The sequence below is a fragment of the Pseudomonas sp. FG35 genome (assembly GCF_057809295.1).
In genome coordinates, this window is record NZ_JBMDJR010000008.1 from 177860 (window position 1) to 200685 (window position 22826).

Sequence of the window (22826 nt, forward strand, 5' to 3'; positions counted from 1 at the left end):
AGGATCAACCCATGAATCTGCAACTCGATGCCCTGCGCCGGGCCTACCGCAATGGCGACACCACACCCCGGCAATTGCTGTTGGCGTTGCGGGAAAAAGCCGCCGCGCTGAACCCGGACTATCACCTGTTCATCCATCTGCTCAGCGCCGAAGAACTGGAACCGTATCTGGCCGCCCTCGACGGTCGCGACCTCGACAGCCTGCCGTTGTATGGCGTGCCGTTCGCGATCAAGGACAACATTGATCTGGCCGGTGTCCCGACCACCGCTGCATGTCCGGCGTTCGCCTACGTACCGGAACGTTCGGCGACCATCGTCGAGCAACTGCTGGCGCTGGGCGCGATCCCGCTGGGCAAGACCAATCTCGACCAGTTCGCCACCGGTCTCAACGGCAGCCGCTCGCCGTACGGCGCCTGCCCGAATAGCGTGTTGGCGGAATATCCGTCCGGCGGCTCAAGCGCCGGCTCATCGCTGGCCGTGGCGCTCGGCCTGGCCAGTTTCGCGTTGGGCACCGACACTGCCGGCTCCGGCCGGGTGCCGGCGGCGTTGAACAATCTGGTGGGCCTGAAGGCCAGCAAAGGGCTGATCTCCACCGCCGGCGTGCTGCCGGCCTGTCGCACGCTGGACTGCGTCACCACGTTCACCGCAACGGCCCGGGAAGCCAGTCAGCTGCTGGCGCTGACCGCGCGCCTCGATCCGAGGGACGAATACAGCCGCAGCAATCCGTCATGGAACGACGGCACCGCGTTCGGCGCGCCACGGCCGTTTCGCTTCGGTGTACCGCGTGCGCAAGACCTGGCGTTTTTCGGCTGTGAGGAAGGCCCGCTGCTGTTCAGCGATGCCATCGACCGTCTGAAAGCTCTGGGCGGTGAAGCGGTCGAGCTGGACTTGTCGCCGTTCCTCGAAGCGGCGCGGTTGCTCTATGAAGGGCCGTGGGTGGCCGAGCGCTACAGCGTGGCCGGCGAGTTGATGGAAGAAAATCCCGAAGCAGTGCTGCCGGTGATCCGCGCGGTGCTGGCCAAAGCACCGGCCGTCAGCGGCGTGCAGACGTTCCGTGCGCAATACCGCCTGCAAGCGCTGAAAGCCGTTTGCGATAAAGCACTGGAAGGACTCGACTGCGTGCTCACGCCCACCATCGGTCGTCCGGTGACGCTGGCGGAACTCGACGCCGAACCGGTGCTGCGCAATTCCGAACTGGGCTACTACACCAACTTCATGAACCTGCTCGATTACGCTGCCGTCGCCGTGCCCAGCGGTTTCATGGCCAACGGGCTGCCGTGGGGTGTAACGCTGTTTGGCCGAGCGTTCACCGATCAGTATCTGCTGGGCATGGCCGATGCCTTGCAGCGCCAGCATGATCTCGCGCTGCCGACGCCGAACAACCCGGCGCGACATGACCGTGCACGACTGGTGGTCTGCGGTGCGCACCTGGACGGACTGGCCCTGAACTGGCAGTTGCGGCAACGCGGCGCACGCCTGATCGAGGCCACTTACAGCTCGAAGAACTACAAACTCTATGCCTTGGCCGGCGGCCCACCGTTGCGTCCAGGAATGCTGCGCGTGGCCGAAGGTGGCGTGGCCATTGCAGTGGAAGTCTGGGAGTTGCCGAGCAGTGAACTGGGCTCGTTCCTGACCGGCATCCCGGCACCGCTGGGACTGGGCAAGGTGCAACTGGCGGATGGCCGTTGGGAAAGCGGATTCATCTGCGAACCCTACGGCCTGGAAGGTGCGATCGACATCAGCCACCTGGGCGGGTGGCGAGCGTATCTGCAAACCGGAAACTGATCCGAACAGCGGCCCCCTTTCGTTCCGGGAGGGGGCTGGATGAGTGAGCCATTCTCCAGACACCCCTGCCCGGCTGATCCCCCCGCATTTCAGGCACAAATCCCGCAGTCTTTTCCCCGCCGTGCCACTAGAATGCTGCCCATCGGGTCACTGTCAACGGAATTGCCAATGCCGCTCAGATCTGCGTTTCACTCCCAACGTTCGCTGGTACTGACCCTCGTCGCCCTGCTCGGCGCAGGTTTCCTTGCTACTTCGCTGCTCAGCTACTACGCCTCGCGGGCGTCGATCCGCGACAACATCGTCAACACCGAACTGCCGCTGACCTCCGACACGGTCTATTCGGAAATCCAGAAAGACCTGGTCAGGCCGATCCTTATTTCTTCGATGATGTCCCGCGACACCTTCATGCGCGACTGGGTGGTGAACGGCGAGAAAGACAGCGACCAGATGACCCGCTACCTCGACGAGGTCATGACCCACTACGGCGCCTACACAGCGTTTTTCGTCTCCAACAGCACCCACACTTACTACCACGCCAAAGGTGTGCTCAAGCAGGTAAAGATCGACGAGCCGCGCGACGCCTGGTACTTCCGCGTGCGCGACATGAAGGATCCGTACGAGATCAATGTCGACCCGGATCTGGCCAACAAAGACAACATGACCTTCTTCATCAACTACAAGGTCTACGACTACAACAATCGCTTCATCGGCGCCGCCGGCGTAGGGCTGACGGTGGACGCGGTAATCAAGCTGATCGACAAATATCAACAGCGCTATCAACGCAGTGTTTACTTCGTCGACACCTTCGGTCGGCTGGTACTGACCGGCGCCGAGGGCGGGCCGGAAGGTGCGCGGGTCGGGAAAAGCCTGACCGACCTCGACAGCATGAAAAGCCTGGTCAGCCAGCTGCCCAAACCCCACAGCGGCAGCTACGAATATTCCACCCACGGCCAGGGGCATTTCCTCAACGTGCGGTTTATTCCGGAGCTGAACTGGTACTTGTTCGTCGACAAACGCGAAGACGGCGCGCTGAGTGAAATCCGCCAGTCGCTCTATCTCAACCTGCTGATCTGCCTGCTGGTGACGCTGATCGTGCTGGCGCTGGTCAATCGCTTGATCAAGCGCTATCAGGACAAGATCCACGCTCAGGCCACCCTCGACAGCCTCACCGAACTGCCCAACCGCCGCGGCTTCGACCTGCTCGCGGTGCAAGCGCTGCACGAAGCGCACCGTGAGCCGAAACCGCTGACCGCGCTGCTGCTGGATCTGGATCACTTCAAGGTTTTGAACGACACCTACGGGCACATGGCCGGCGATCAGGTGCTGATCGGATTCGCCCGGGACCTGCAAAGTTGTCTGCGGCATTCCGATATTGTCTGCCGTTGGGGCGGTGAGGAATTTATCGTGCTGCTGAAGGACACCGACGGCGAGACCGGTCAGAAGATTGCCGAGAAGATCCGCCAGCACGTCGAACAGCATGAATATGCCTACAACGGTCACACCCTGAATCTGACCGTCAGCATCGGCGCCACCACCCTGCAACCGGATGACACCTTGCACAGTCTGCTGTCCCGGGCCGATCATGCGATGTACCGGGCCAAACAGACCGGCCGCAACCGCACCTGCGTGGAAATGCCTCACTCGACCTATGCCTGACACCAAGAACACACCTGACCTCTGCCCGGCCTGCGGCGCCCGCAACGACTGCACCCTGGCCGACCCGCGCACCGCCGACCGCGCCTGCTGGTGCTACGGCGTATCCATTGACCCGGCAGTGCTCGAAGCCCTGCCGCCGGAACTGCGCGACAAGTCCTGCCTGTGCCCGCGCTGCGCCCAGGTCGAGGCGCAACTGCAAGCGGCCAGGCCGTCGATCCCGTAAGATGCGCGCCCCGCTTCCTGCCGATTCCTGATCATGCGTGTCGACCGTTTCCTGAGTAACCTGCCCCGCTACAATCGCAAGCAGGTTCGCCTGTTGCTGGTGGAAAAGCGCGTGCGCATTGACGGAAAAGTCGTCAGCGATCCCCACAGCGAAGTCCTGGAGTTCAGCCGCGTGGAGGTCGACGACGAAGTGCTGCAACCCGGCAAACCGGCGCGCTACTTCATGCTGAACAAACCGCAGGGCTGCGTCAGCGCCACCCGCGATCCCGAGCATCCGACCGTGCTCGACCTGATTCACGAGCCGGACAAGGACGACCTGCACATCGCCGGGCGTCTGGATTTCAACACCACCGGGCTGATGCTGATCACCAACGACGGCAGCTGGTCGCGGCGCCTGACCCAGCCGCAGACCAAACTGCCGAAGGTCTATTACGTCGAGACCGAACAGGAGATCGGCCCGGAATATGCGATCAAGTTCGCCGAGGGGATCTACTTCGCCTTTGAGGACCTGACCACCCAACCGGCGCAGCTGCAAGTGCTCGGCCCGCGAACGGCGCGGTTGAGCATCGTCGAAGGTCGTTACCATCAGGTGAAGCGCATGTTCGGCCACTTCAACAACAAAGTGCTGCGCCTGCACCGCGAATCCATGGGCCCGCTGGCGCTGGATCACGCGCTAAAACCGGGCGAGTACCGCGCTTTGCGCACCGAAGAGATTCATTTGTTCTAAGCAGCCGACCGCTCAGCAGAAGTTGTCGAACAATTTACCAACGGCACTTGCGCGATCCGGATCCCCCTGCTTGAATCAGGTCGTCGGCCAAATTGTGACCGATGAGTCACACATAACATCCAAGAAACTTTTTGTCGGTAGACAGCCCATCAGGGCTGCGCCTCAGCCGGCAGACTGCCCGCCAATAACAACACCCGTCGACCTGCCGTATCGGATCGACATGGGCCACAAAATTCCAGGCATATGCCTACCTGTCACAAAGCTCGTGCAATCTCATTTGCGCGCATACCCGCTTGCTTGCCAGGAGTCTTATGACATGAGGCCAGAAATCGCTGTGCTGGATATACAGGGTCAGTATCGGGTTTACACGGAGTTCTATCGCGCAGACGCCGCAGAAAAGACCATCATCCTGGTCAACGGCTCGATGGCCACGACTGCGTCGTTTGCACAAACCGTGAAAAATCTGCACCCGCAATTCAACGTGGTCTGCTACGACCAGCCCTACGCGGGTAAGTCGAAAGTCCACAACCGCCACGAGAAACATCTGACGAAAGAAGTCGAAGGTCTGATCCTGCTGGAGCTGATCGATCACTTCGCCGCTGAACACGTGCTGTCGTTCTCCTGGGGTGGCGCTGCGACCATGGTCGCCCTCGCGCATCAGCCTCGGCGCATTGAAAAAGCCGTGATCAGCTCGTTCTCCCCGGTGATCAATGCACACATGCTTGATTACCTCGAACGCGGCGTCGAATGCCTCGGCAAACGCGACGGCGATCGGGTCGGCCACCTCGTCAACGACACCATCGGCAAACACCTGCCGTCGCTGTTCAAGCGCTTCAACTATCGCCACGTCAGCAGCCTGGCCGAGCACGAATACGGGCAGATGCATTTCCACATCAACGACGTGTTGCACAGCGATCGTCAGTGCTATTTGAACGCGGCGAAGAAAATCAACGTACCGGTGCTGTTCCTGAACGGCGAATGGGACGAATACACCGCCGCCGAAGATGCGCGCCTGTTCGGCAACCACGTCGCGCAGAGCACCTTCACCACCCTGCAGGCCACCGGGCACTTCCTCGACATGGAACACAAATCCGCCTGCCGGGACAGCCAGAACGCCCTGCTCGGTTTCCTGAAACCGGCGCAACAGGCCAGCCGAACGCGTTACCAGTTTGTCCAGGATCACCATGCATTGGCCATTTGAAACAGTGTCGTCGCGAGCAAGCCTGCAGGCCTGAGATTCAGCCGTCCTCCAGCCCGCAGCGCTTGCCCGCGATTGACCGATTTCGGCTCTGTTTCAAGACTTTCCGTAGTTCGCGTGCAAAGAAAACTTCAAATCCGTGGCCGAGTCTGGTACAAAGTCAGCCGCTCTGAGCGGGTGTCGTATAATGGCATTACTCCAGCTTCCCAAGCTGATAACGAGGGTTCGATTCCCTTCACCCGCTCCAATCGAATTTATGTCCTGCGTCGTGGTTTGACGGGGGATGCGGAAACAGAAAAAACCGGCCTTGATGGCCGGTTTTTTTGTGTCTGCGTTTTGAGGTCAACTGCTTGTTCGGCAAAGAACAATTCAGAAACACACCGTTGATTGCAGTTACGGTACGCCTCTCTACTCTTCATTCTCTCCAACCACAAGAAACACAATTTGCTCAAAGGAATGATCCATGAGTACGGTTTCCCATCAAGATTCTGACCGATTGGAAACCACTACACTGCGGTAAATACAGAGCGCAAACCGTAAATGGCCTTTTAATCGAAGAGGGTTCACATCCAGTGCAGGAAGACAAAAGGCTTGGAATGACGGATGAAGAACAGGCCATCTGGGACGATGCGATCAGGTTCGCACGATCAAACAAGAAGGTTATTGGCAAGCGACTCACGGATCAGACCCGGTATCCGCCCGAAAAAGAGCCTGTTTCAGTTTTCATGGCTGGATCGCCGGGCGCTGGCAAGACAGAGGCATCATTAGCCCTGCTGAACCTTTTCTCTGATACGCCGATCCTGCGAATCGATCCAGACGACCTCAGAAACGAATTTGAAGCCTATCAAGGTGGCAATGCCTGGCTTTTCCAAGGCGCCGTTTCAATTCTGGTAGGAAAGCTGATTGATCTTGCCCTGGATCGAAAACAATCTTTCCTGCTCGACGGGACGCTTTCGAATATAGAAATCGCAAGGAACAATGTGCGGCGTTGCCTGGACAAGGGGAGATTTGTACAAATTCTCTATGTCTATCAAGACCCCAGGCTTGCCTGGTCCTTTGTCAGGGCTCGTGAGGAAGCCGAAGGACGCAGAATTCGACCGGAGCATTTCGTCGACCAATATTTTGCAGCACGTGACGTGGTAAACACGCTTAAGCTAGAGTTTGGCAAGGATCTTCATGTCGATCTGCTTGTGAAGCACATTGATAATTCTGGCCGCCTCTACAAGGCTGGCGTTGACAAGATCGACTACCATATCCCAGAGAAGCATACGAGACACGACCTGATGGCCATGCTTGGGATAAATGACGGAGCAACCCCATGTTTTCCATGAAACTCGGATCCCCAAAGGAGTCCACGAGTCCATTCGCAGACTTCATTCGTAATGCGAAATCGGAAGAAAAAAAGCGCGTTTACAGTGAAGTGCTAACCGAAGCCACCAAAAAACAGAATGAAGTGATGCTGGCTGCACGTGAAAAGCAAGCCTGATTACGTTAGTGGATTCCAAAATTGCCCGGCCAAGTGCCGGGCTTTTTCATTCTGACGTTGGCGTGGTTCTCAAGCTTTTGCACGAAAAGAATATGAGAGTCTCGCGCGGATCATTACAGGGGAGAAATTCAGTAGACCGGCGTAGATGGCCGTTTTTTGAGGCCTGATGTCTAATGACACGCAAGCTAGTTTTGAACCATTCAGAAACAACACGTTGATTGAATTCCCCCGTGTGCGCTTACGCTCCTGACAATCAGCCACTCATGTCGTGAGCGCTCCTATGTCGAAGCGTTCGGCCCCAAGGGAAATGATCCGCATGCTTTATCCAATCGCAATATCCCCCAGCGAAGGCGACTCAACATGGGGTGTTGAAGTACCAGACCTCCCCGGTTGTTTCTCCGCCGGAAACGATCAGGACCATGCGTTGGAAATGGCCAAAGAAGCGATAGAAATCCACATCGAGATTCTCGCTGAGAGCGGTGCAGTGATACCTGCCGCCAGCAAGATCAGTAACCATGTTTCCGATCCGAGGTTTGCAAACTGCGTATGGGCGTTGGTGGATGTGGACATCAGTCAGTGCCTGGGGAATACGCAAAAGGTCAACATCACACTCCCAGGCTATTTGTTGAGCCGCATCGACCTTCACGTCAGCCAGCATCCGGAGGAAAAGAGTCGTTCCGCGTTTTTGGCTTCGGCTGCGTTGCGTATGTTGAGTTCGTGAATAATCTCGACCCCGATGGATCTGATCTGCACGGAGAATCTGCAATGAACAGCGAAACCATCCGTAACCGAAAAGACCTGAACATTGCATTTGCTCGGATGGAAAAGCTCTGGGGGGCTGAACCCGGATCATCCGATGGAAATGAACTGGAAAACCTCGCAGTGCTTATCGAGCAATATGAGAAGGAGCACTACCCGATGCCCACTGAAAAGAACGACATCCGAACGAACGACCAGTAATCCTGTAGGAATCGCCGCACACAAACATGGCGTGATGCTCGCCATGTTTTCAGACGTTTCCCAGCGACCAGTCCTTGAGACTCCGCTAGCATTCGCACACCCAAGAGGACGCTTGGGGTTAACGGATGTACTCAACAAGGACGATTCATGCTTTCTTCCGCATGCTTGGGCGATAAACACGTTTTTTCATTACCAGGACATGGGGAGATGTAGTCCGTGTCCACGAATGCAAGTAAGCGACGCCCGCTCTATATCGTCATGCGGGTACTTATTTTGGCGGTGTTGACGTATCTGGTTTGGTACGTCGCAGTGCCACGCGTCGAGATTTATTTCTCGAAAGAAGGCACAGGTGATTTGAGGTTTGTGCTGAATACGCAAAATGAGATCTTTCGCGGAAACCTTGCCCCCGGAGAGTCTACGGGCGGACCAGGGGATCTGTTTCCCGATGATGATTTTTTTATGGAATTTGATTGGCGTAATTCCGGGCAAAACCATTGCATCAAGATCACCCCGAAATGGCCCACGACTAAAATTCATATCGGGAGCAACGGCGAGGTTGACCGTAGCGCTGGCAGTGGCACTGATGTCGATCAGCTGGAGCCCTGCGCACCTTGAAGGAGAAAACCTTCGTAAAGTAAAACCGGCTCAATGAGCCGGTTTTTTTATGCCTTCTGAAACATTGCATCAACGCAGTTAACTCTTCACCTCAACATGATCCAGCGCTTGATTCACCGCCAATTCACCCAGCATCACCAGTTGCGCAATGCCTATCGCGGTTCTGCGGTGGGCGGGGTCGAGGGTGGCGGCGAAGTTGTTGAGCATCTCGGATGCCGAGCCCAGTGATTCGCTGGCGTTGGCCAGCAGGGATTCGGTGTCGTAGGCCGGGTTGGCGAAGTACATCGGGTCGGGTTGGTTGGTCGTGCCCATGACATGGGCGCCGGGGCAGAGGTAGTGATCGAGGGCGCGGTTGGCGGCGTCGTTGAGTTTTCTGGAGTCGATCGAGACGTACGGGGATGTTGGGTCGGTTTCGACTTCGGGGGGATTCGGGGTTGGCTTCTTCATAATGGCTTCTTTCTAGTCGATAGGTGGAGCTGACCTACTCGGTTCCAATCGAAGAGGTGGCAGCTGTACACGAGTTGGAACCCGGGCGAAAAAAGCCAAAAGCCCGACAGACTCGAAGTCTCTCGCGCACAGCCGCCATAACAGTGTGCACACCATGAAGGCAGGCAAGCATACGTCATGAAAGCTGCTTTTGCTTTTTTGGGAAGTCGCCGGGGTTCCAATCCCGATCGCCGATTCATCAGCGACCCTCACAGGCTAGAGTCCGCACTTCCGACGGACAACCTGAAAACCTTGTGGGAAGGTTCAGTAAACAGGGCCAACTCTTTAAACATCCCGTATCGAAAAACCTCGTTTACAGATCCCCAACACTCCCCCGGTTCTCACACTCGCCACGACCCGCTAGCATTTCCCCATCGCCCACCACCCTCCCCCTGCGCGGCCATCAACGAATACGCGCCATCACGTTTCGAGGGATTCAAAACCGTGGCCTGCGAGCCACCCAAATCAAATTCAAAAGAGCAGCAAATCCATGACCCAGAACATCTACGACGACCCCGATTTTTTCCAGGGCTACAGCCAGATGAACCGCTCCATCGGCGGCCTCGATGCCGCGCCGGAATGGCCCGCGCTGAAAGCCTTGTTGCCCTCCCTGCACGGTTTGCAAGTGGTGGATATGGGCTGCGGCTATGGCTGGTTCTGCCGCTGGGCCAGCGAACACGGCGCTGCCCAAGTGCTGGGGCTGGATGTCTCGGAGAAAATGCTCGAGCGGGCGAAGGAAACCACCTCGGCCGCAAACATCCGCTACGAACGTGCCGACCTGGAACACCTCGACTTGCCTGCATGCACTTACGATCTGGCCTACAGCTCACTGGCCCTGCACTACATTAAGGATCTCTCGGGGCTGTTTACCAAGCTGCATGCGGCGCTTAAACCCGGTGCGCACTTTGTGTTTTCCATCGAGCACCCGATCTTCATGGCGCCGCGCCATCCGGGCTGGTTGATCGACAGCGAGGGCCACAAGCGCTGGCCGCTGGACAGTTATCAGATGGAAGGCGAGCGAGTTACGAACTGGCTGGCCGACGGTGTGATCAAGCAGCATCGTACGGTCGGCACGCTGCTTAACGCGCTGATCGACGCCGGATTCACGATTCAACACGTCAATGAATGGGGCCCGAGTGACGCGGAAGTGGCCGCACAACCGGCCCTCGCTGAAGAGCGTGAGCGACCGATGATGATGCTGGTCGCCGTACAGCGCTGACCGCAAAAGAAAGGGCCGATCAAATCGGCCCTTTTTCGTATCAACGTGTGGCGACAATGAACAACCGTGGAAACGGCAACAGCACCGAACCATCCGCCAGCGCCGGATACGCCTTCGCGACCTCCGCCAGATAGTGCGCCAGATACTCCGCCCGCTCCGCATCCGTCAGCGGACTGAGAAACGGAATCAAACCACTCCCCTTGAACCACTCGACAACGCCGGAAGCCCCGCCCGCCAACTGATGGTGATAGGTGGTGCGCCACACATCGACCCGCGCACAATGCGGCCGCAGCATCGAGAAATAGGCACTGGCATCCGCCATCTCGGTCCGCTGCCCCGCCGCGTCCGCCAGTTTGCTGGCCCACGGCCCGTTGGCCGCCACTTCACGCATCAACCGATGGGACGGCTCGTTGAGGTTGTCCGGCATCTGAATCGCCAGGCTGCCGCCCTGCGCCAACTTGCCCGCCAGTGCCGGCAGCAACGTCGCGTGATCCGGCACCCACTGCAAAACGGCGTTGGCAAAGATCACATCGAATGGCCCCGCATCCGCCCATTTATCGATGTCCGCCACCGCGAACTGCAACTGCGGCAGACGCTTGCGCGCGGCGTCGATCATGTCCGGCGAACTGTCGAGCCCCTGCACTTTCGCCCCCGGAAAACGCTCCACCAGAAGTTCGGTCGAGTTGCCCGGACCACACCCGATATCCACCACGGAACGCGCCTCGGGCGTGGGAATCGCCGTCAGCAAGTCGCGGGCCGGGCGGGTGCGTTCATCTTCGAAAGTGACGTATTGCTTGGCGGACCAGGTCATTGCGTTCTCCTGTCGTGGACGTTCTGGCGAAACGTGGAAAAGTGGCTGACGTCACGATACAGCGATCGTGTTTATCTGCCTTCCCCTACGTACGTCCGATATCGCCGGGAGCGCTGTCTTCACCATGCCCACAGGGACTCAGAAAACTGTAAGTAGAATTTTCCGCCCCCCTCCGATGTCTGAATTTCAAGCTCCCCCCACAAGGAACACAGCCATGAAATTCGCAAAGATCTCCCAGACGCTGGCGCTCTGGGCCGGCAGCCCCAAGACGTTTATGGGGGCGTTGATTCTGATCGGGCTCTGGGGGTTGAGCGGGCCGATTTTCGATTACAACGACACCTGGCAACTGATCATCAACACCTCGACCACGATCATCACATTCCTGATGGTGTTCCTGATCCAGAACACCCAGAACCGCGACACCGACATCCTGCATTTGAAACTCGATGAGCTGCTGCGGGTGAACAAGGAGGCGCAGAACGCGATGCTCGGGCTGGAGTCGCTGGATCTCAAGCAGCTGGAAGCGTTGCGTCGGCATTACCGGGCGATGGGTGAGAATGAGGTGTTTGACCTGCAAGGTCTGGGGGACAAGAGCAAGCCGAAGCAGGATCTGAATGAATGCTGACAGGCAAAAAAAACGGCGCTAAAAAAGCGCCGTTTTCATTGCTGCGGATTCAGCGACTGGCCTGAAGGGCCCGGGCCATTTCCAGATGACTCTGCAATTTCGGCAGGGTCTCGTCGGCAAACGCCTTGATCTCCGGCACGTCAGTGGTCTGAGCCTCCTGCTGGATCTGCTGAATGGCCTCTTCCGTGGCTTTGACCTGGCTGGCGGCGTAGGCCTGATCGAAGCTGGCGCCCTCTTTGACCTCCGGCATCAAAGTCTTGGCCTTGTCGGCGACTTCTTCGCGGGGTGCAACCGGCAGGTCCAGTTTCTTGGCGATTTTCGCCAGATGCTGATTGGCGGTGGTGCGGTCGTTGATGACCTGGATGGTGTAGTCCTTGACTTCTTTGGACTCGGCCTTGCTGTGCGCCAGACGACTGGCCTCGATGTCGGCCATGCCTTTGGCCGAGGCTTCGTTGATGAAGTCGGCGGGCGACTGGGCAAACGCGCTGCTGGCGAACAACCCCAGCAGGCTGACAAAACTGATGTGGCGTACTCGGGTGGCCATCCGGCTCATGGTCGCGCCCTCCTTCTGTGCAGATTCAAGCGGGAGCTTGCGCCCCCGCCTCTCAATCAAAACAACCTTCGCCGACTACTTCGATTTCTGAGCAGGCTTGCGGCCCATGTCGGTTTTAGGCTCTTTGTCGACAGTCGTGGTGGTGGTTTTCCCACCTTTGCGACCGGCTTCAGACGCCTTCGTTCGATCGTTGGCGAAGTTTCCCGAGTTCGAGTTTCTTGAGTTAGGCATGATTCTCTACCTCTTGGCATTGATCGTAAGCGAGCAGGTGCCCGCCTAGATTGAGAATTTCCTGACTGCCAAAGGTTTAGAAAAGTTGCCGTCGCCGCGACGAACGGTGACCCGCCGATCAGCTGTCCAGCCTTTTATGATTCTGCCGTTTGGCGGCGTACATCACCTGGTCGGCGTGACGAAACAGTTGCTGTTCCTCATCACCATGCTCGGGATAACGGGCCACGCCGATACTCGGTTCGATGTGCAGGTTGTGCCCGTCCAGGCGCATGGGTTGCACCAGTACCTGTCGGATTTTTTCCGCGACACTGTCGGCATCGTCGGCGGCGTGGACGCTGTGCAACAGCACCACGAACTCGTCGCCGCCGATCCGCGCCACGGTGTCGGTCTCGCGCACGCAGCCCTTGAGCCGGTTGGCCACCGCCTGCAACAGCATGTCGCCGACCCCATGGCCAAAGGTGTCGTTGACCTGTTTGAAACGATCCAGATCGACGTACAGTAGCGCCATGTGCCCGGACTGTTCCCGCGCATGGTTCAGCGCAGCCTTGAGCCGGTCGCGCAGCAGTTCGCGGTTGGGCAACTGGGTCAGTTGGTCATACTGCGCCATGCGCCGCAGGCGGGCGTGCAGTTGCTGGCGTTCGATGGCGGTGGCGACCTGGGCGCAGACATATTGCAGCAGTTCCTTGTCGCGTTCGGTGTAGCGCTCGCCGCCGGCCAGGCTTTTGACGATCAGCGCGCCGATGGTGCGGTCTTTCGAACTCAGCGGCACACCCAGCCAGCACGGCGATTGCTGGCCGGCCACCAGCGCGGCGAACTCCGGCGGCGCATGAGGGCAATCCGGGGTCAGGAGGATTGGCTGGCGGCTGCGGATCACTTCCGCACACAGGCGCCCGGTGACGGTGCCGGGTTGTTCCGGTTGCAACTCGTCATCGTCGACGTGATAGGGAAAATTCAGCTGCGCGCAATGTTCGTCGTACAGCGCCACGGAGAAGTTCAGCGCCGGCAGCCACTCGCCGATGATCAGGTGAATGCGCTTGAACAGCGCCAGCAGATCCTCCGCCGCATGCGCCGCTTCGGAGATCGCGTACAACGCCGCCTGACGGGATTCTGCGAGTTTGCGTTCGGTGATGTCCCGGGCCACGGCGATGCGCAGTTGATCGACTTCCGACCAGCGCGCCGACCACAGGATGTGCACGACGCTGCCGTCCTTGCGTACGTAGCGGTTTTCGAAATTGTGCTTCGGTTCGCCGCCCATGATGTCGCTCGCGGCGGCCAGGGTGCGCTCACGGTCGGCCGGGTAGACGTAGTCGATCATCGACTGGCCGATCAGTTCGTCAGGCGTGTAGCCGAGAATCCGCTCGCAGGCCGCACTGACAAAAACGAAGCGACCTTGCTTGTCGACCGCGCAAACGGCATCCAGCAGCAGATCGATGTAACTCGCCAACGGCGCGGAATTTCGGCTTTCCATGGTTCAGCGTGGGTGTCCGGGCAATGCAGCACTGTTCAACCATCCATGACCTCGACCTCGCATCCCAGCGAATGTTTTCAAGCCTTGTTCGGTATCAGCCCTGGCAGCGCATGCACCAGCGCGTTGATGGCAAAACCGATGAACATGATCCCGCACAACCGGGTGATCGCCAGTTCATGACGCTGGTACAACGTACGCACCTGGCGCGCCCCGACGATGCCAATCAGGATAGCGTAGGCGAGCAATCCGCCGAGGAAACTCAAGGCGATCAGCATCGGCAGCATCGACCAGTTGAGCAGTTCGGCGCGGCTCGACAGCAACGCAGTGAAGGTCGCCACCGCCACCGGGTAGGCCTTGGGGTTGGTCAGGCCGAACAGAATGCCGTGCCAGAACGGCTGACGCGCCGCGCCCTGGGGCTGCTCGCCGTTACTGCGTTTGGCCCGCACTGCACGCCAGCCGAGCCAGAACAGGTACAGGCCGCTGAGCACACCGAGCACATCGAAAGCGGTGCTGCCGATTTCCCGGGCGCCGACAATCGCGATCAATGCAGTGCTGCACCAGATCACGTCGCCCAGCAAATGCCCACACAGGAATCCCGCCCCGGCCCGCCGCCCACGTGCGGCGCCGATGCCGAACACCGCCAGCACACCCGGCCCCGGCGTGATGCCGTAGATGAAACCCGAGGCCAGCACGGCCATTAGCAACGATGGAGTCATGGAAAACCTGCAAGTCCCGGAAAACGTGGCCGCCAGTCTATCCCAGCGTTTGGCGAATGTTCACGGCTCGTTGAAAAAACCCATGCCCGCGTAGGGCTTTTGCCGACACGCGGCCAGTCGCGAGGCCAGGTCGCCGACGTGGGCTTCGAGTTTGTGCCCGTCCGGGTCGAGAAAGTAGAACGACGCGCCTTCGCTGCGGTTATCGCGCCATTCCCGCACGTTGGCGGCGCGAAGCAGTTGCACGAACAGCGGGAAATCCGCCGCGCCAATGCTGAAGGCGTAGTGGGTGTAGTCGGCGGCGGGCTCGGGAAGGCGCTTCGGATCGAGGGACAGGCACAACCACAGGCCCGGGAGCGACAGGTAGGCACCGGCGTCCCAGGTGGCCTCGACCCGCAGCTTCAGCACGTCACGGTAGAACGCGAGGCTGCGGTCCAGGTCAGTGACGGCGAGGGTCAGGTGGTTGAGGCCGGTGAGCATCGGGTCAGTAACCTCTGAGGTCTTCGGGGATGAGGTATTGCTTGCCGTCGTAGGTCAGGGTGATTTGGGTTTTCTTCAGGTCGGTGGTTTTGGAAACGCACTCTTTGCCTGACTGGGTCGAGGTGTACACCACACCACTTGAGGAGACGATCAGATCAGCGAACCCGTTATGGCTGGACGAGCCGATTTCCACGGTCCTGAGGATTTTCGTGTCCTTGGTTTCGCACTCCCCGCTACCCTCGCCAAATTCTTTCCGAATGACCAGACCTTCCAGAACCGGTCGCAACTTGCTGCCTTCGCGCACATACAGCGCCAGATCGGTTTTCGCGTAGGGGTTGGCTCTTGAAAGACGGTCGGCGAAATCCGAACGCAGGCCAAAGGCACGAACGTCCGACGCCAGACGGTATCGCGCGGTATCGATCTTCAAGTCATCGAAGCGGATCGCGTCGGAGTTATAGGCTCCAGGCTTGACGTAATTCGCCAAAGGCTTGGCATTCGAGGCGTTGAGGAGCGACAACTCAAGATCGAAAACGCCGTCGTGATCACCTTCGGAGTCGGACACGAAGGTAGATTTTGCCGAGATCGCCTTGTCCGGGAAGGCCGGCCACACTTTGCAGCGTGACAGGGAGTGACCGTCGAATTTCTTGATCTCACAGGCGGCGTGGGCCTGAGTGGTTACGGCCAGGAAGCCTAGGACGATGAGAAGTCGGGTTGGGGTAAACATTGTTCTTCCTTGAAATAAGTCGCGTTGGCTCTGTATCACTCGATGGCTTTGAAACCTTTAGGCAAGACGTATGATTTTCCGTCGTAGTGAAGGGTTGTCAGCACAGGTTTACCGGTTGTGGTTTTCTCATCACAAGCGTCTGGATCGCCTTTGCCAACAGTACCCGTAGTCACCGATTTGACGATCAAGTCGGCGTAACCATGAGAACTGGTCTTTCCAATCTCGATCGTGCGCAGGGTGCTCGCACGTTCTCCCGAACAATTTCCATCCCACTCTCCGTTGTAGCCATACACCACAAGCCGATCCAGTACGGGGCGTAACGTGTTGCCCTCTTTCACGTAAAGGGACAGCGAAGTCTCATCCATGGGATTGACGCGGGAGGAGCCTTTGAAGACAACCCGAACACCAAAGGCCCGAATTTCAGGGGTCAATTTGTAGCGCGCGGTATCGAATTCCAAACTGTCCAGCGCGAAGGCATCGGACTGGAATGCAGAAGGCTTGTGATAGGTGGCCAGAGGCTCCGGCCCCTCGACCGAGACAACAGAGAGAGCAAGATCGTAACTGCCGACATCACCGGTTTTGCCATAAACCGGATCCGGCGCAAATTTAGCGACAGCCTTGAGCGTCAAGCCAGGATAAGCGGGCCACGCCTTGCACACTGAAAAGTCCCGCGCGCCCGTCACCGGCGCAGGCACACAATCAGCCAACACCTGCCCCGCCATCAACGCCCCACACAGCGCCACCCAACCAACGACCCCAGACTTCACTGTCACGCCCCGCTCCTTGATGTTTGTCAGCCGCGCACTATCCCCTGCTCAATCCGCCGATTCAACCAGTTCAACGCCTGATCCCCGCCCCGCCGCTTGTGCCACGCCGAGACAAACGTGAACGGTGCAATTTCAAACGGCGGCGGCAAGACGATCAGCGATTGGTCATCCACCTCGTTCAACGCCCGCGAAGCCACGGTCAGGATCAGATCCGTGCCGCTGATGAACCGCGGCGCAACGCTCCAGTGCGGCAGGCTGATGGCGACGCGGCGGCGTTCACGCAGGGCGGTCAGGGTGCGTTCGATTTCCGGGGTGCCGCTGCCGCGCATTTCCAGCAAGACATGGGGACGGGAGAGATAGGTTGGCAAGTCGAGAACACCTCCGGCGGGAAGGCTCTGACGATCCAGGAGGCAGACGTAGCGCTCTTCGAACAACGGCGTGCTGCGCAGTTCGCCGGGCAGTTCGGGCAGTACGCCGGCAGCAAGGTCGATGTCGCCGTTGAGCAGGCCTTCGACCATGCCTTCGCGGCTGGCGTGGCTGATTTGCAGGTCGATGCCCGGTGCTTCTGCGCGCAAGGTGCGAATCAGCCCGGGCAGGATGAGCGCCGCGCCGTAGTCCGACATCGCGAGGCGAAAGGTCCGACGGGCGCTGGTCGGATCAAAGGTGTTCGGCGCCAGCAGCGATTGCACTTGGGCCAGGGTTTCCGCCAGCGGCGCCGCCAGCTCCAACGCCCGCGCGGTGGGGACCAACCCCGAACCGGCCCGCACCAGCAGCGGATCGTCGAGCAAGTCACGCAGACGCGCCAACGCATGGCTGACCGCCGGTTGACTCAGGTGCAGACGCTCGGCAGCGCGGGTCACGTGTTGCTCGGTGAGCAAGGCGTCGAGGATCACCAGCAGATTGAGGTCGATGCGGCGCAAATCATTCATTCGATGCATGTTCCGGATACCAAAACAGAATTTAAATCTGCTCGACGAATACCCTAGAGTCCAGCAAAATCTTTGCCGGAGAACAATCATGGGAACGATGCAGTGGGTCGGATGGCTGCTGTTGGCGGTATTCGCCGGGGCGGTGGTGCCGTTTCAGAGTGCGATCAACATCAATCTGGCGCGGGGGTTGGGGCATCCGCTGTGGGCGACGTTCACCTCGCTGGTGGTGAGCGTGCTGGTGCTTTTGCCGGTGATTGTCGCCCTGCGCCTGCCGTTGCCGTCGCTGGCCCTCGCCAGCAAGCTCCCGTTGTGGATGTGGACCGGCGGCGCGTTCGGGGTGTGCTTCGTCGCATTGGCGGTGGTGTTGCTGCCGAAGCTGGGGGCTTCGGGATTTCTGGCGCTGGCTTTGGCCGGGCAAATGATCACGTCAATCGTGCTGGATCATTTCGGCCTGTTCGGGCTGGTGGAGAAACATCTGACGTTGCCACGCCTGTTCGGCGCGCTGTTGTTGATGGCGGGAGTGGTGCTGATCCAGTTTGGTGACTCGGCCGCCAAGTCCTTGGCACCGGCGGGCTGATCGTTCGCGTGATCGGAACGACCAGCCCGCAACCTCAGTACTTGTCGAGTGTGCGCAATTTCTGCGGCAGCCCCCACAGCAGCAACGCCGCCGCGATCAGTGCCGCCACACCGATGACATACAGTGCCGGTGTGGTACTGCCAGTCAGGTCCTTGATTCGGCCGACCATCACCGGACTGACGATGCCGCCGAACTGCCCCAGTGTATTGATCACCGCAATCCCGCCCGCCGCACCGGCCCCGGCACCCGCCAGCAGTTTCGGTGGCAAGGTCCAGAAGCTCGGAATCGACGCAATGATCCCGGCACCCAACAAGCCAAGAGCGACGATCAGAAACGTGGTGTGGCTGGCAAAAATCCCCGCGCTGAAAAAGCCGATGGCGCCGACGATCACCAGCCCCGCGACAAACTTGCGCCGCTCACCCGTAGCATCGGACAGACGACCGATCACCACCATGCTGATCGCACCACAAATGTAGGGGATCGAGGTCAGCAGGCCGATCATCACCGGGCTCTCGGTGCCGGCACTGCGGATCAGTTGCGGAGCCCAGAAATTCAGGCCGTAGGACGCGACCTGGATCAGGAAGTAGATCAGCCCCAAAGTCAGGAAACCCGGAATCTTCAGCGCCGCCAGCAACGAGCCGCCGCTCTTGTGCGGTTCGTGATGGGCGATGCGGCTGGCCAACAGTTTTTTCTCTTCCGGGGTCAGCCAGTGAGCGTCCTCGATGCGGTCCTTGAGCAAGGTCAGTACCAAAAACCCGAGGCCGACACAGGGCACGCCACCGAGCAGAAACAACCAGTGCCAGCCGCGCATCTGCAACACGCCATCAAGGTGTTCCAGCACCAGTCCGGAGAACGGCGCACCGACCAGCCCGGCAAACGCCGAGGCCAGAAACAGCATTGAGGTGATGCGGCCACGGAAGTGCTGCGGGAACCACAGCGTCAGGTAATACAGCACGCCGGGGGCGAAACCGGCCTCCATCGCGCCGATCAGAAAGCGCAGCACGTAGAACTGCCATTCGCTGTTGACGAACACCATCAGCGCCGTCGCCACGCCCCAGGACATCATGATCCTGGCGATCCAGCGCCGCGCGCCAACCTTGTACAGCATCATGTTGCTCGGTACTTCGAACAGCACGTAACCGACCACGAACAGACCGGCACCGAGACCGTAAGCGGTGTCGCTCAGGCTCAGGTCGGCCTGCAACTGGAACTTGGCGAAGCTGATGTTGATGCGGTCGAAGAAGGCGAACAGGTAGCAGACCATGATCAACGGCATCAGGCGCCAGGCGACCTTGCTGACCAGGGCTTTTTCGGCATCGTGATCGACGGACGAGCTTGCGCCCGCCTCCATTACATTGAGGCTCATAGTTTTTTCTCCAGGCGGACTGCCGGTGGGCGTCCGATTGTTTTTGTTGTCTGGTTGGGGGTAAGTCAGTGAGCGTGTGACATCAGGTGGGCATCGGGTGCAGATCGCAATTGCGTCCGGCCTTGGCCAGTTGCCCCGGCACGTCGTGGCCCAGCAGCGCTGGCAAGCCACGGGATAGTTTCAGCAGCAACGGCAGATCGATGCCGGTGTGAATGCCGACTTCATCGCAGAGGTTGACCAGGTCTTCGGTGCAGATGTTGCCCGATGCGCCGGGCGCGAACGGACAGCCGCCGAGCCCGCCCAGCGCCGCGTCGAAACGCCGGGCGCCCGCTTCGTAAGCTGCCAGCACGTTGCACAATCCCAGGCCTCGGGTGTTGTGAAAGTGCAGAGTCAGATCCGCCGCCGAAACCCGCTGCAACACCCGCCGCACCAGTCGGTCGACCTGTCGCGGATTGGCCATGCCGGTGGTGTCGGCCAGGGAGATGCCCTGAATGCCGAGCTGTTGATAGGCCTCGACGATTTGCAGCACGCGGTCTTCGTCGATCCCGCCCTCGAACGGGCAACCAAACGTCGTCGCGATACTGCCGTTGAGCCGCACGCCCGAGCCGCTGGCGAAAGTCACGATCTCGCCAAACGCCGCCAGCGAGGCTTCGCAACGCATGCGCATGTTCGCCAGGTTGTGGGTCTGGCTGGCGGACATCACCAGGTTCAGTTCATCGGCGCCAGCCTCCAGTGCCCGTTGCGCACCCTTGAGGTTGGGAATCAGTGCGACATAAATCACCCCCGGCTGACGCTGGATGCCCTTGAACACCTGCTCGCCATCGCGCAGGGCCGGGATCGCTTTCGGCGAGACAAACGAGCCGGCTTCGATGCGGCTGAATCCTGCCCGGGACAGTTGATCGATCAGGGCGATCTTGTCTTCGGTCTCGACCCAGGTCGGTTCGATTTGCAAGCCGTCCCGGGGCGAGACTTCCTGGACGATCAGGGTCTGCGAGTAATCGCTGATCATTGCACCACCCCCTGGTTTTTCAGGCGTTCGATGTCAGAAGCGGTCAGGCCGAGACCGGCGAGGATGCCATCGGTGTGCTGACCGAGGCCGGGGCCCGACCAGTTCACACCACCGGGGGTTTCCGAGAGTTTGGGCACGATGCCCGGCATCTTCACGGTCGCCCCGCCGGGCAACGCGGCGTCAAGCAACATGTCCCGGGCCTGATAGTGCGGATCGGCAACGATGTCGGCCACCGAGTAGATGCGGCCGGCCGGCACTTCGGCGGCTTCCAGCGCCGCCAGTACGTCATTGATCGGCAGGCTGCTCGTCCAGTGGGTGATGGCAGCGTCGAGCAGACCGCTCTTTGCGGCACGACCGTCGTTGTGGGCGAATTCTTCGGCTTCGGCCAGATCATCCCGACCGATCACCTGCATCAGGCGCTTGTAGATCGGGTCGCTGTTGCCGGCGATCACCACGTAGGCGCCGTCAGCCGTGAGGTAAGTATTGGAAGGTGCGATGCCCGGCAACGCGCCGCCACTGCGTTCGCGGACATGGCCGAGCATGTCGTATTCCGGCACCAGGCTTTCCATGACGTTGAACACGCTTTCGGCCAGCGACACATCGACAACCTGCCCGCCGCCCTGCCCGGTCTTGACCCGCAGCAGCGACATCAGCGCGCCGATCACCGCGTGCAGCGAAGCCAGTGAGTCGCCGAGGCTGACTCCGACCCGCGCCGGCGGTGAACCGGGAGTGCCGGTGGTGTAGCGAATGCCCCCCATGGCCTCGCCGATCGCACCGAAACCGGGGCGGTCACGGTAGGGGCCGGTCTGGCCGTAGCCGGAAATGCGCACCAGGGTCAGGTTGGGGTTCAGGCCGTGCAGCACGTCCCAGCCCAGGCCGAGTTTTTCCAGGGCGCCGGGGCGCAGGTTTTCGATGATCACGTCGGCATCGCGAGCCAGTTGCTTGACCAGCTCGATGCCTTCGGCGGATTTCAGATTGAGCGCCAAGGATTTCTTGTTGCGCGATTGCAGGTACCACCACAGCGACGTTCCTTCGTGCAGCTTGCGCCATTTGCGCAGCGGGTCGCCCTGACCCATGGCTTCGATCTTGATCACTTCGGCGCCGAATTCGGCAAGCATCCGCGCGGCAAACGGCGCAGCGATCAGGGTGCCGATTTCGATCACTTTGATCGCACTCAAAGGGGCAGTCATCGCGGGGTACCTCTTGTTCTTGGAATTGCGGCCAAGGCTAGAGGAACGTCATGGCTGCGATCCAGCCGTCACTCGGCAACGGCCGTTCGCCAAACGCGAACGCTCAGCTGGCTGCGCGCAAATGCTCGAACAGGATCCGGCTCACCGGCGACAACCCGGCCTCGTCACGCACCACCACGAGCAAGTCACGATCCGACCAGCCATCGGTCAGCGGCACCGCCTGCAGCCCCAGCGCCCGACCGAACAACTCATAAGCCCGCTGCGGCAGGATGCCGATGCCCATGTTGGCCTGCACCATCCGGCACACGGCATCGAAGCCCGGCACATGAATGCGGATGCGCAACACTTTGCCGGCCTGACGCGCGGCAGCGTGGGTGCGCATGTTGATCGAACTGGCGGCGTGCAGGCCGACGTAATCGCTGTCGAGGGTTTCACTGAACGCCACGGATTCGCGCACCGCCAACGGATGCTCGGGCAACATCACCACCACCAGTTTGTCCCGGCGATAGCGCACGCTGTGCAGGCCTTTGATGTCGCTGTCGCTGGAGCAGATGCCAAGATCCGCCACGCCATCGAGCACGCCCTGAACCACGCCGGCGCTGGGCCGCTCTTCCAGATCGGTCTTGACCTGCGGCTGGTGCGCGGTGAAATCGCGCAGGTCTTCGGGGAGAAACTGAATGATCGCCGACAGGTTCGCCAGCATCCGCACATAGCCGCGCACACCGTGGCTGTGCTCGCCCAGTTCAAGGCCCATTTTCTCGACGTTGAACAACATCTGCCGGGCGTGGTGCAACAGGGTTTCGCCGGCCGGGGTCAGGGTCATGCCCTTGGCCTGACGCACGAACAGGCTGATGCCCAGCGCTTCCTCCAGCTCCATCAAGCGCTTGCTCGCCGCCGACACGGCAATCGCCTCGCGGGACGCGGCACGGGTCAGCGTGCCTTCCTCGTGGACGGCGACGAACAGTTGCAGGGTGATCAGGTCGAGGCGGCGGATCAGGCTTTTTTGCAGCATGGCAAGCTCGATAACGTG

General features: G+C 59.8%; 27 protein-coding genes and 1 tRNA gene. 14 read left to right on the top strand and 14 right to left on the bottom strand.

Annotated elements, in window-relative coordinates:
* Positions 1-11 precede the first annotated feature (11 nt).
* The 11 genes from atzF (at position 12) to ACODTD_RS17590 (ending at position 8648) form a co-directional block, all read left to right on the top strand.
* Positions 12-1784 carry an allophanate hydrolase gene (gene atzF, locus ACODTD_RS17540; RefSeq protein WP_201816673.1) on the top strand — a complete coding sequence of 591 codons (1773 nt, stop codon included), beginning with the start codon at positions 12-14 and terminating at the stop codon, positions 1782-1784.
* Positions 1785-1952: 168 nt separating this feature from the next.
* A complete protein-coding gene (locus ACODTD_RS17545) occupies positions 1953-3440 on the top strand; it encodes a sensor domain-containing diguanylate cyclase (RefSeq protein ID WP_085655528.1) in 1488 nt (495 codons plus the stop codon).
* On the top strand, positions 3433-3663 hold the full coding sequence (locus tag ACODTD_RS17550) for a cysteine-rich CWC family protein (protein WP_201816676.1): 231 nt from the start codon (positions 3433-3435) through the stop codon (positions 3661-3663). The genes ACODTD_RS17545 and ACODTD_RS17550 overlap by 8 nt, the downstream gene beginning before the upstream one ends.
* A gap of 33 nt (positions 3664-3696) precedes the next feature.
* Complete coding sequence (locus ACODTD_RS17555) at positions 3697-4389, top strand: pseudouridine synthase (RefSeq protein ID WP_011332880.1); 693 nt, start codon at positions 3697-3699, stop codon at positions 4387-4389.
* Between the two features lie 316 nt (positions 4390-4705).
* Positions 4706-5590: an alpha/beta fold hydrolase gene (locus ACODTD_RS17560; protein WP_011332879.1), complete on the top strand. Its 885-nt coding sequence runs from the start codon at positions 4706-4708 to the stop codon at positions 5588-5590.
* A gap of 170 nt (positions 5591-5760) precedes the next feature.
* Positions 5761-5834: transfer RNA gene (locus tag ACODTD_RS17565), tRNA-Gly, on the top strand.
* A 349-nt stretch (positions 5835-6183) separates the two neighbouring features.
* Entirely contained in the window at positions 6184-6918 is a 735-nt protein-coding gene (locus tag ACODTD_RS17570) for a zeta toxin family protein (RefSeq protein ID WP_041475165.1), read from the top strand.
* On the top strand, positions 6906-7073 hold the full coding sequence (locus tag ACODTD_RS17575) for a hypothetical protein (RefSeq protein ID WP_167443763.1): 168 nt from the start codon (positions 6906-6908) through the stop codon (positions 7071-7073). Before ACODTD_RS17570 ends, ACODTD_RS17575 begins: the two co-directional genes overlap by 13 nt.
* A 316-nt stretch (positions 7074-7389) precedes the next feature.
* Entirely contained in the window at positions 7390-7794 is a 405-nt protein-coding gene (locus ACODTD_RS17580; protein WP_041475514.1) for a type II toxin-antitoxin system HicB family antitoxin, read from the top strand.
* Positions 7795-7838: 44 nt separating this feature from the next.
* The gene (locus ACODTD_RS17585) at positions 7839-8033 is read left to right on the top strand and encodes a hypothetical protein (RefSeq protein ID WP_050761152.1); all 195 of its coding nucleotides are present in this window, start codon (positions 7839-7841) and stop codon (positions 8031-8033) included.
* Positions 8034-8249: 216 nt separating this feature from the next.
* The gene (locus ACODTD_RS17590; protein WP_489105051.1) at positions 8250-8648 is read left to right on the top strand and encodes a hypothetical protein; all 399 of its coding nucleotides are present in this window, start codon (positions 8250-8252) and stop codon (positions 8646-8648) included.
* A gap of 78 nt (positions 8649-8726) precedes the next feature.
* Here ACODTD_RS17590 and ACODTD_RS17595 read toward each other — a convergent pair whose 3' ends face one another.
* Entirely contained in the window at positions 8727-9095 is a 369-nt protein-coding gene (locus ACODTD_RS17595) for a DUF6124 family protein (protein WP_489105052.1), read from the bottom strand.
* Positions 9096-9624: 529 nt separating this feature from the next.
* Between ACODTD_RS17595 and ACODTD_RS17600 the strand changes: the two genes are divergently transcribed.
* Positions 9625-10353: a class I SAM-dependent methyltransferase gene (locus ACODTD_RS17600; RefSeq protein ID WP_489105053.1), complete on the top strand. Its 729-nt coding sequence runs from the start codon at positions 9625-9627 to the stop codon at positions 10351-10353.
* A gap of 40 nt (positions 10354-10393) precedes the next feature.
* On the opposite strand, the gene tam is transcribed toward ACODTD_RS17600, so the two are convergent.
* Positions 10394-11164, bottom strand: coding sequence for a trans-aconitate 2-methyltransferase (tam, locus tag ACODTD_RS17605; RefSeq protein ID WP_285356817.1), 771 nt, complete (start codon positions 11162-11164; stop codon positions 10394-10396).
* A 214-nt stretch (positions 11165-11378) separates the two neighbouring features.
* Between tam and ACODTD_RS17610 the strand changes: the two genes are divergently transcribed.
* Positions 11379-11789: a low affinity iron permease family protein gene (locus tag ACODTD_RS17610; protein ID WP_489105054.1), complete on the top strand. Its 411-nt coding sequence runs from the start codon at positions 11379-11381 to the stop codon at positions 11787-11789.
* A 49-nt stretch (positions 11790-11838) separates the two neighbouring features.
* On the opposite strand, the gene ACODTD_RS17615 is transcribed toward ACODTD_RS17610, so the two are convergent.
* From ACODTD_RS17615 to ACODTD_RS17650, 8 genes are all read right to left on the bottom strand, one after another.
* Entirely contained in the window at positions 11839-12342 is a 504-nt protein-coding gene (locus tag ACODTD_RS17615; protein WP_064383040.1) for a DUF4142 domain-containing protein, read from the bottom strand.
* Between the two features lie 75 nt (positions 12343-12417).
* Positions 12418-12573 carry a KGG domain-containing protein gene (locus tag ACODTD_RS17620; protein ID WP_077045875.1) on the bottom strand — a complete coding sequence of 52 codons (156 nt, stop codon included), beginning with the start codon at positions 12571-12573 and terminating at the stop codon, positions 12418-12420.
* A 118-nt stretch (positions 12574-12691) separates the two neighbouring features.
* Positions 12692-14041: a sensor domain-containing protein gene (locus ACODTD_RS17625; RefSeq protein ID WP_085655534.1), complete on the bottom strand. Its 1350-nt coding sequence runs from the start codon at positions 14039-14041 to the stop codon at positions 12692-12694.
* A 77-nt stretch (positions 14042-14118) separates the two neighbouring features.
* Positions 14119-14757 (bottom strand): LysE family translocator, encoded by a 639-nt coding sequence (locus ACODTD_RS17630; RefSeq protein WP_011332867.1) that lies wholly within the window; start codon positions 14755-14757, stop codon positions 14119-14121.
* A 60-nt stretch (positions 14758-14817) separates the two neighbouring features.
* Positions 14818-15234, bottom strand: a complete 417-nt coding sequence (gene fos / locus ACODTD_RS17635; protein ID WP_489105055.1) for a fosfomycin resistance glutathione transferase — start codon at positions 15232-15234, stop codon at positions 14818-14820.
* Positions 15235-15238: 4 nt separating this feature from the next.
* Positions 15239-15958, bottom strand: a complete 720-nt coding sequence (locus tag ACODTD_RS17640) for a PA3715 family protein (RefSeq protein WP_489105056.1) — start codon at positions 15956-15958, stop codon at positions 15239-15241.
* A 35-nt stretch (positions 15959-15993) separates the two neighbouring features.
* Positions 15994-16731: a PA3715 family protein gene (locus tag ACODTD_RS17645; RefSeq protein ID WP_489105057.1), complete on the bottom strand. Its 738-nt coding sequence runs from the start codon at positions 16729-16731 to the stop codon at positions 15994-15996.
* Positions 16732-16751: 20 nt separating this feature from the next.
* Positions 16752-17663, bottom strand: coding sequence for a LysR family transcriptional regulator (locus tag ACODTD_RS17650; protein WP_285356804.1), 912 nt, complete (start codon positions 17661-17663; stop codon positions 16752-16754).
* Positions 17664-17742: 79 nt separating this feature from the next.
* Between ACODTD_RS17650 and ACODTD_RS17655 the strand changes: the two genes are divergently transcribed.
* Positions 17743-18231: a DMT family transporter gene (locus ACODTD_RS17655; protein ID WP_489105058.1), complete on the top strand. Its 489-nt coding sequence runs from the start codon at positions 17743-17745 to the stop codon at positions 18229-18231.
* A 34-nt stretch (positions 18232-18265) separates the two neighbouring features.
* Here the strand turns inward: ACODTD_RS17655 and ACODTD_RS17660 are convergent, their stop codons facing one another.
* The 4 genes from ACODTD_RS17660 to ACODTD_RS17675 all read right to left on the bottom strand — a co-directional run bounded on the left by ACODTD_RS17660 (position 18266) and on the right by ACODTD_RS17675 (position 22808).
* On the bottom strand, positions 18266-19597 hold the full coding sequence (locus tag ACODTD_RS17660; RefSeq protein ID WP_011332861.1) for an MFS transporter: 1332 nt from the start codon (positions 19595-19597) through the stop codon (positions 18266-18268).
* Between the two features lie 82 nt (positions 19598-19679).
* Positions 19680-20606, bottom strand: coding sequence for a hydroxymethylglutaryl-CoA lyase (locus ACODTD_RS17665; RefSeq protein WP_285356800.1), 927 nt, complete (start codon positions 20604-20606; stop codon positions 19680-19682).
* Complete coding sequence (locus tag ACODTD_RS17670) at positions 20603-21796, bottom strand: CaiB/BaiF CoA transferase family protein (RefSeq protein WP_285356798.1); 1194 nt, start codon at positions 21794-21796, stop codon at positions 20603-20605. The genes ACODTD_RS17665 and ACODTD_RS17670 overlap by 4 nt, the downstream gene beginning before the upstream one ends.
* Positions 21797-21899: 103 nt before the next feature.
* Positions 21900-22808: a LysR family transcriptional regulator gene (locus ACODTD_RS17675; protein WP_011332858.1), complete on the bottom strand. Its 909-nt coding sequence runs from the start codon at positions 22806-22808 to the stop codon at positions 21900-21902.
* Positions 22809-22826: the final 18 nt, after the last annotated feature.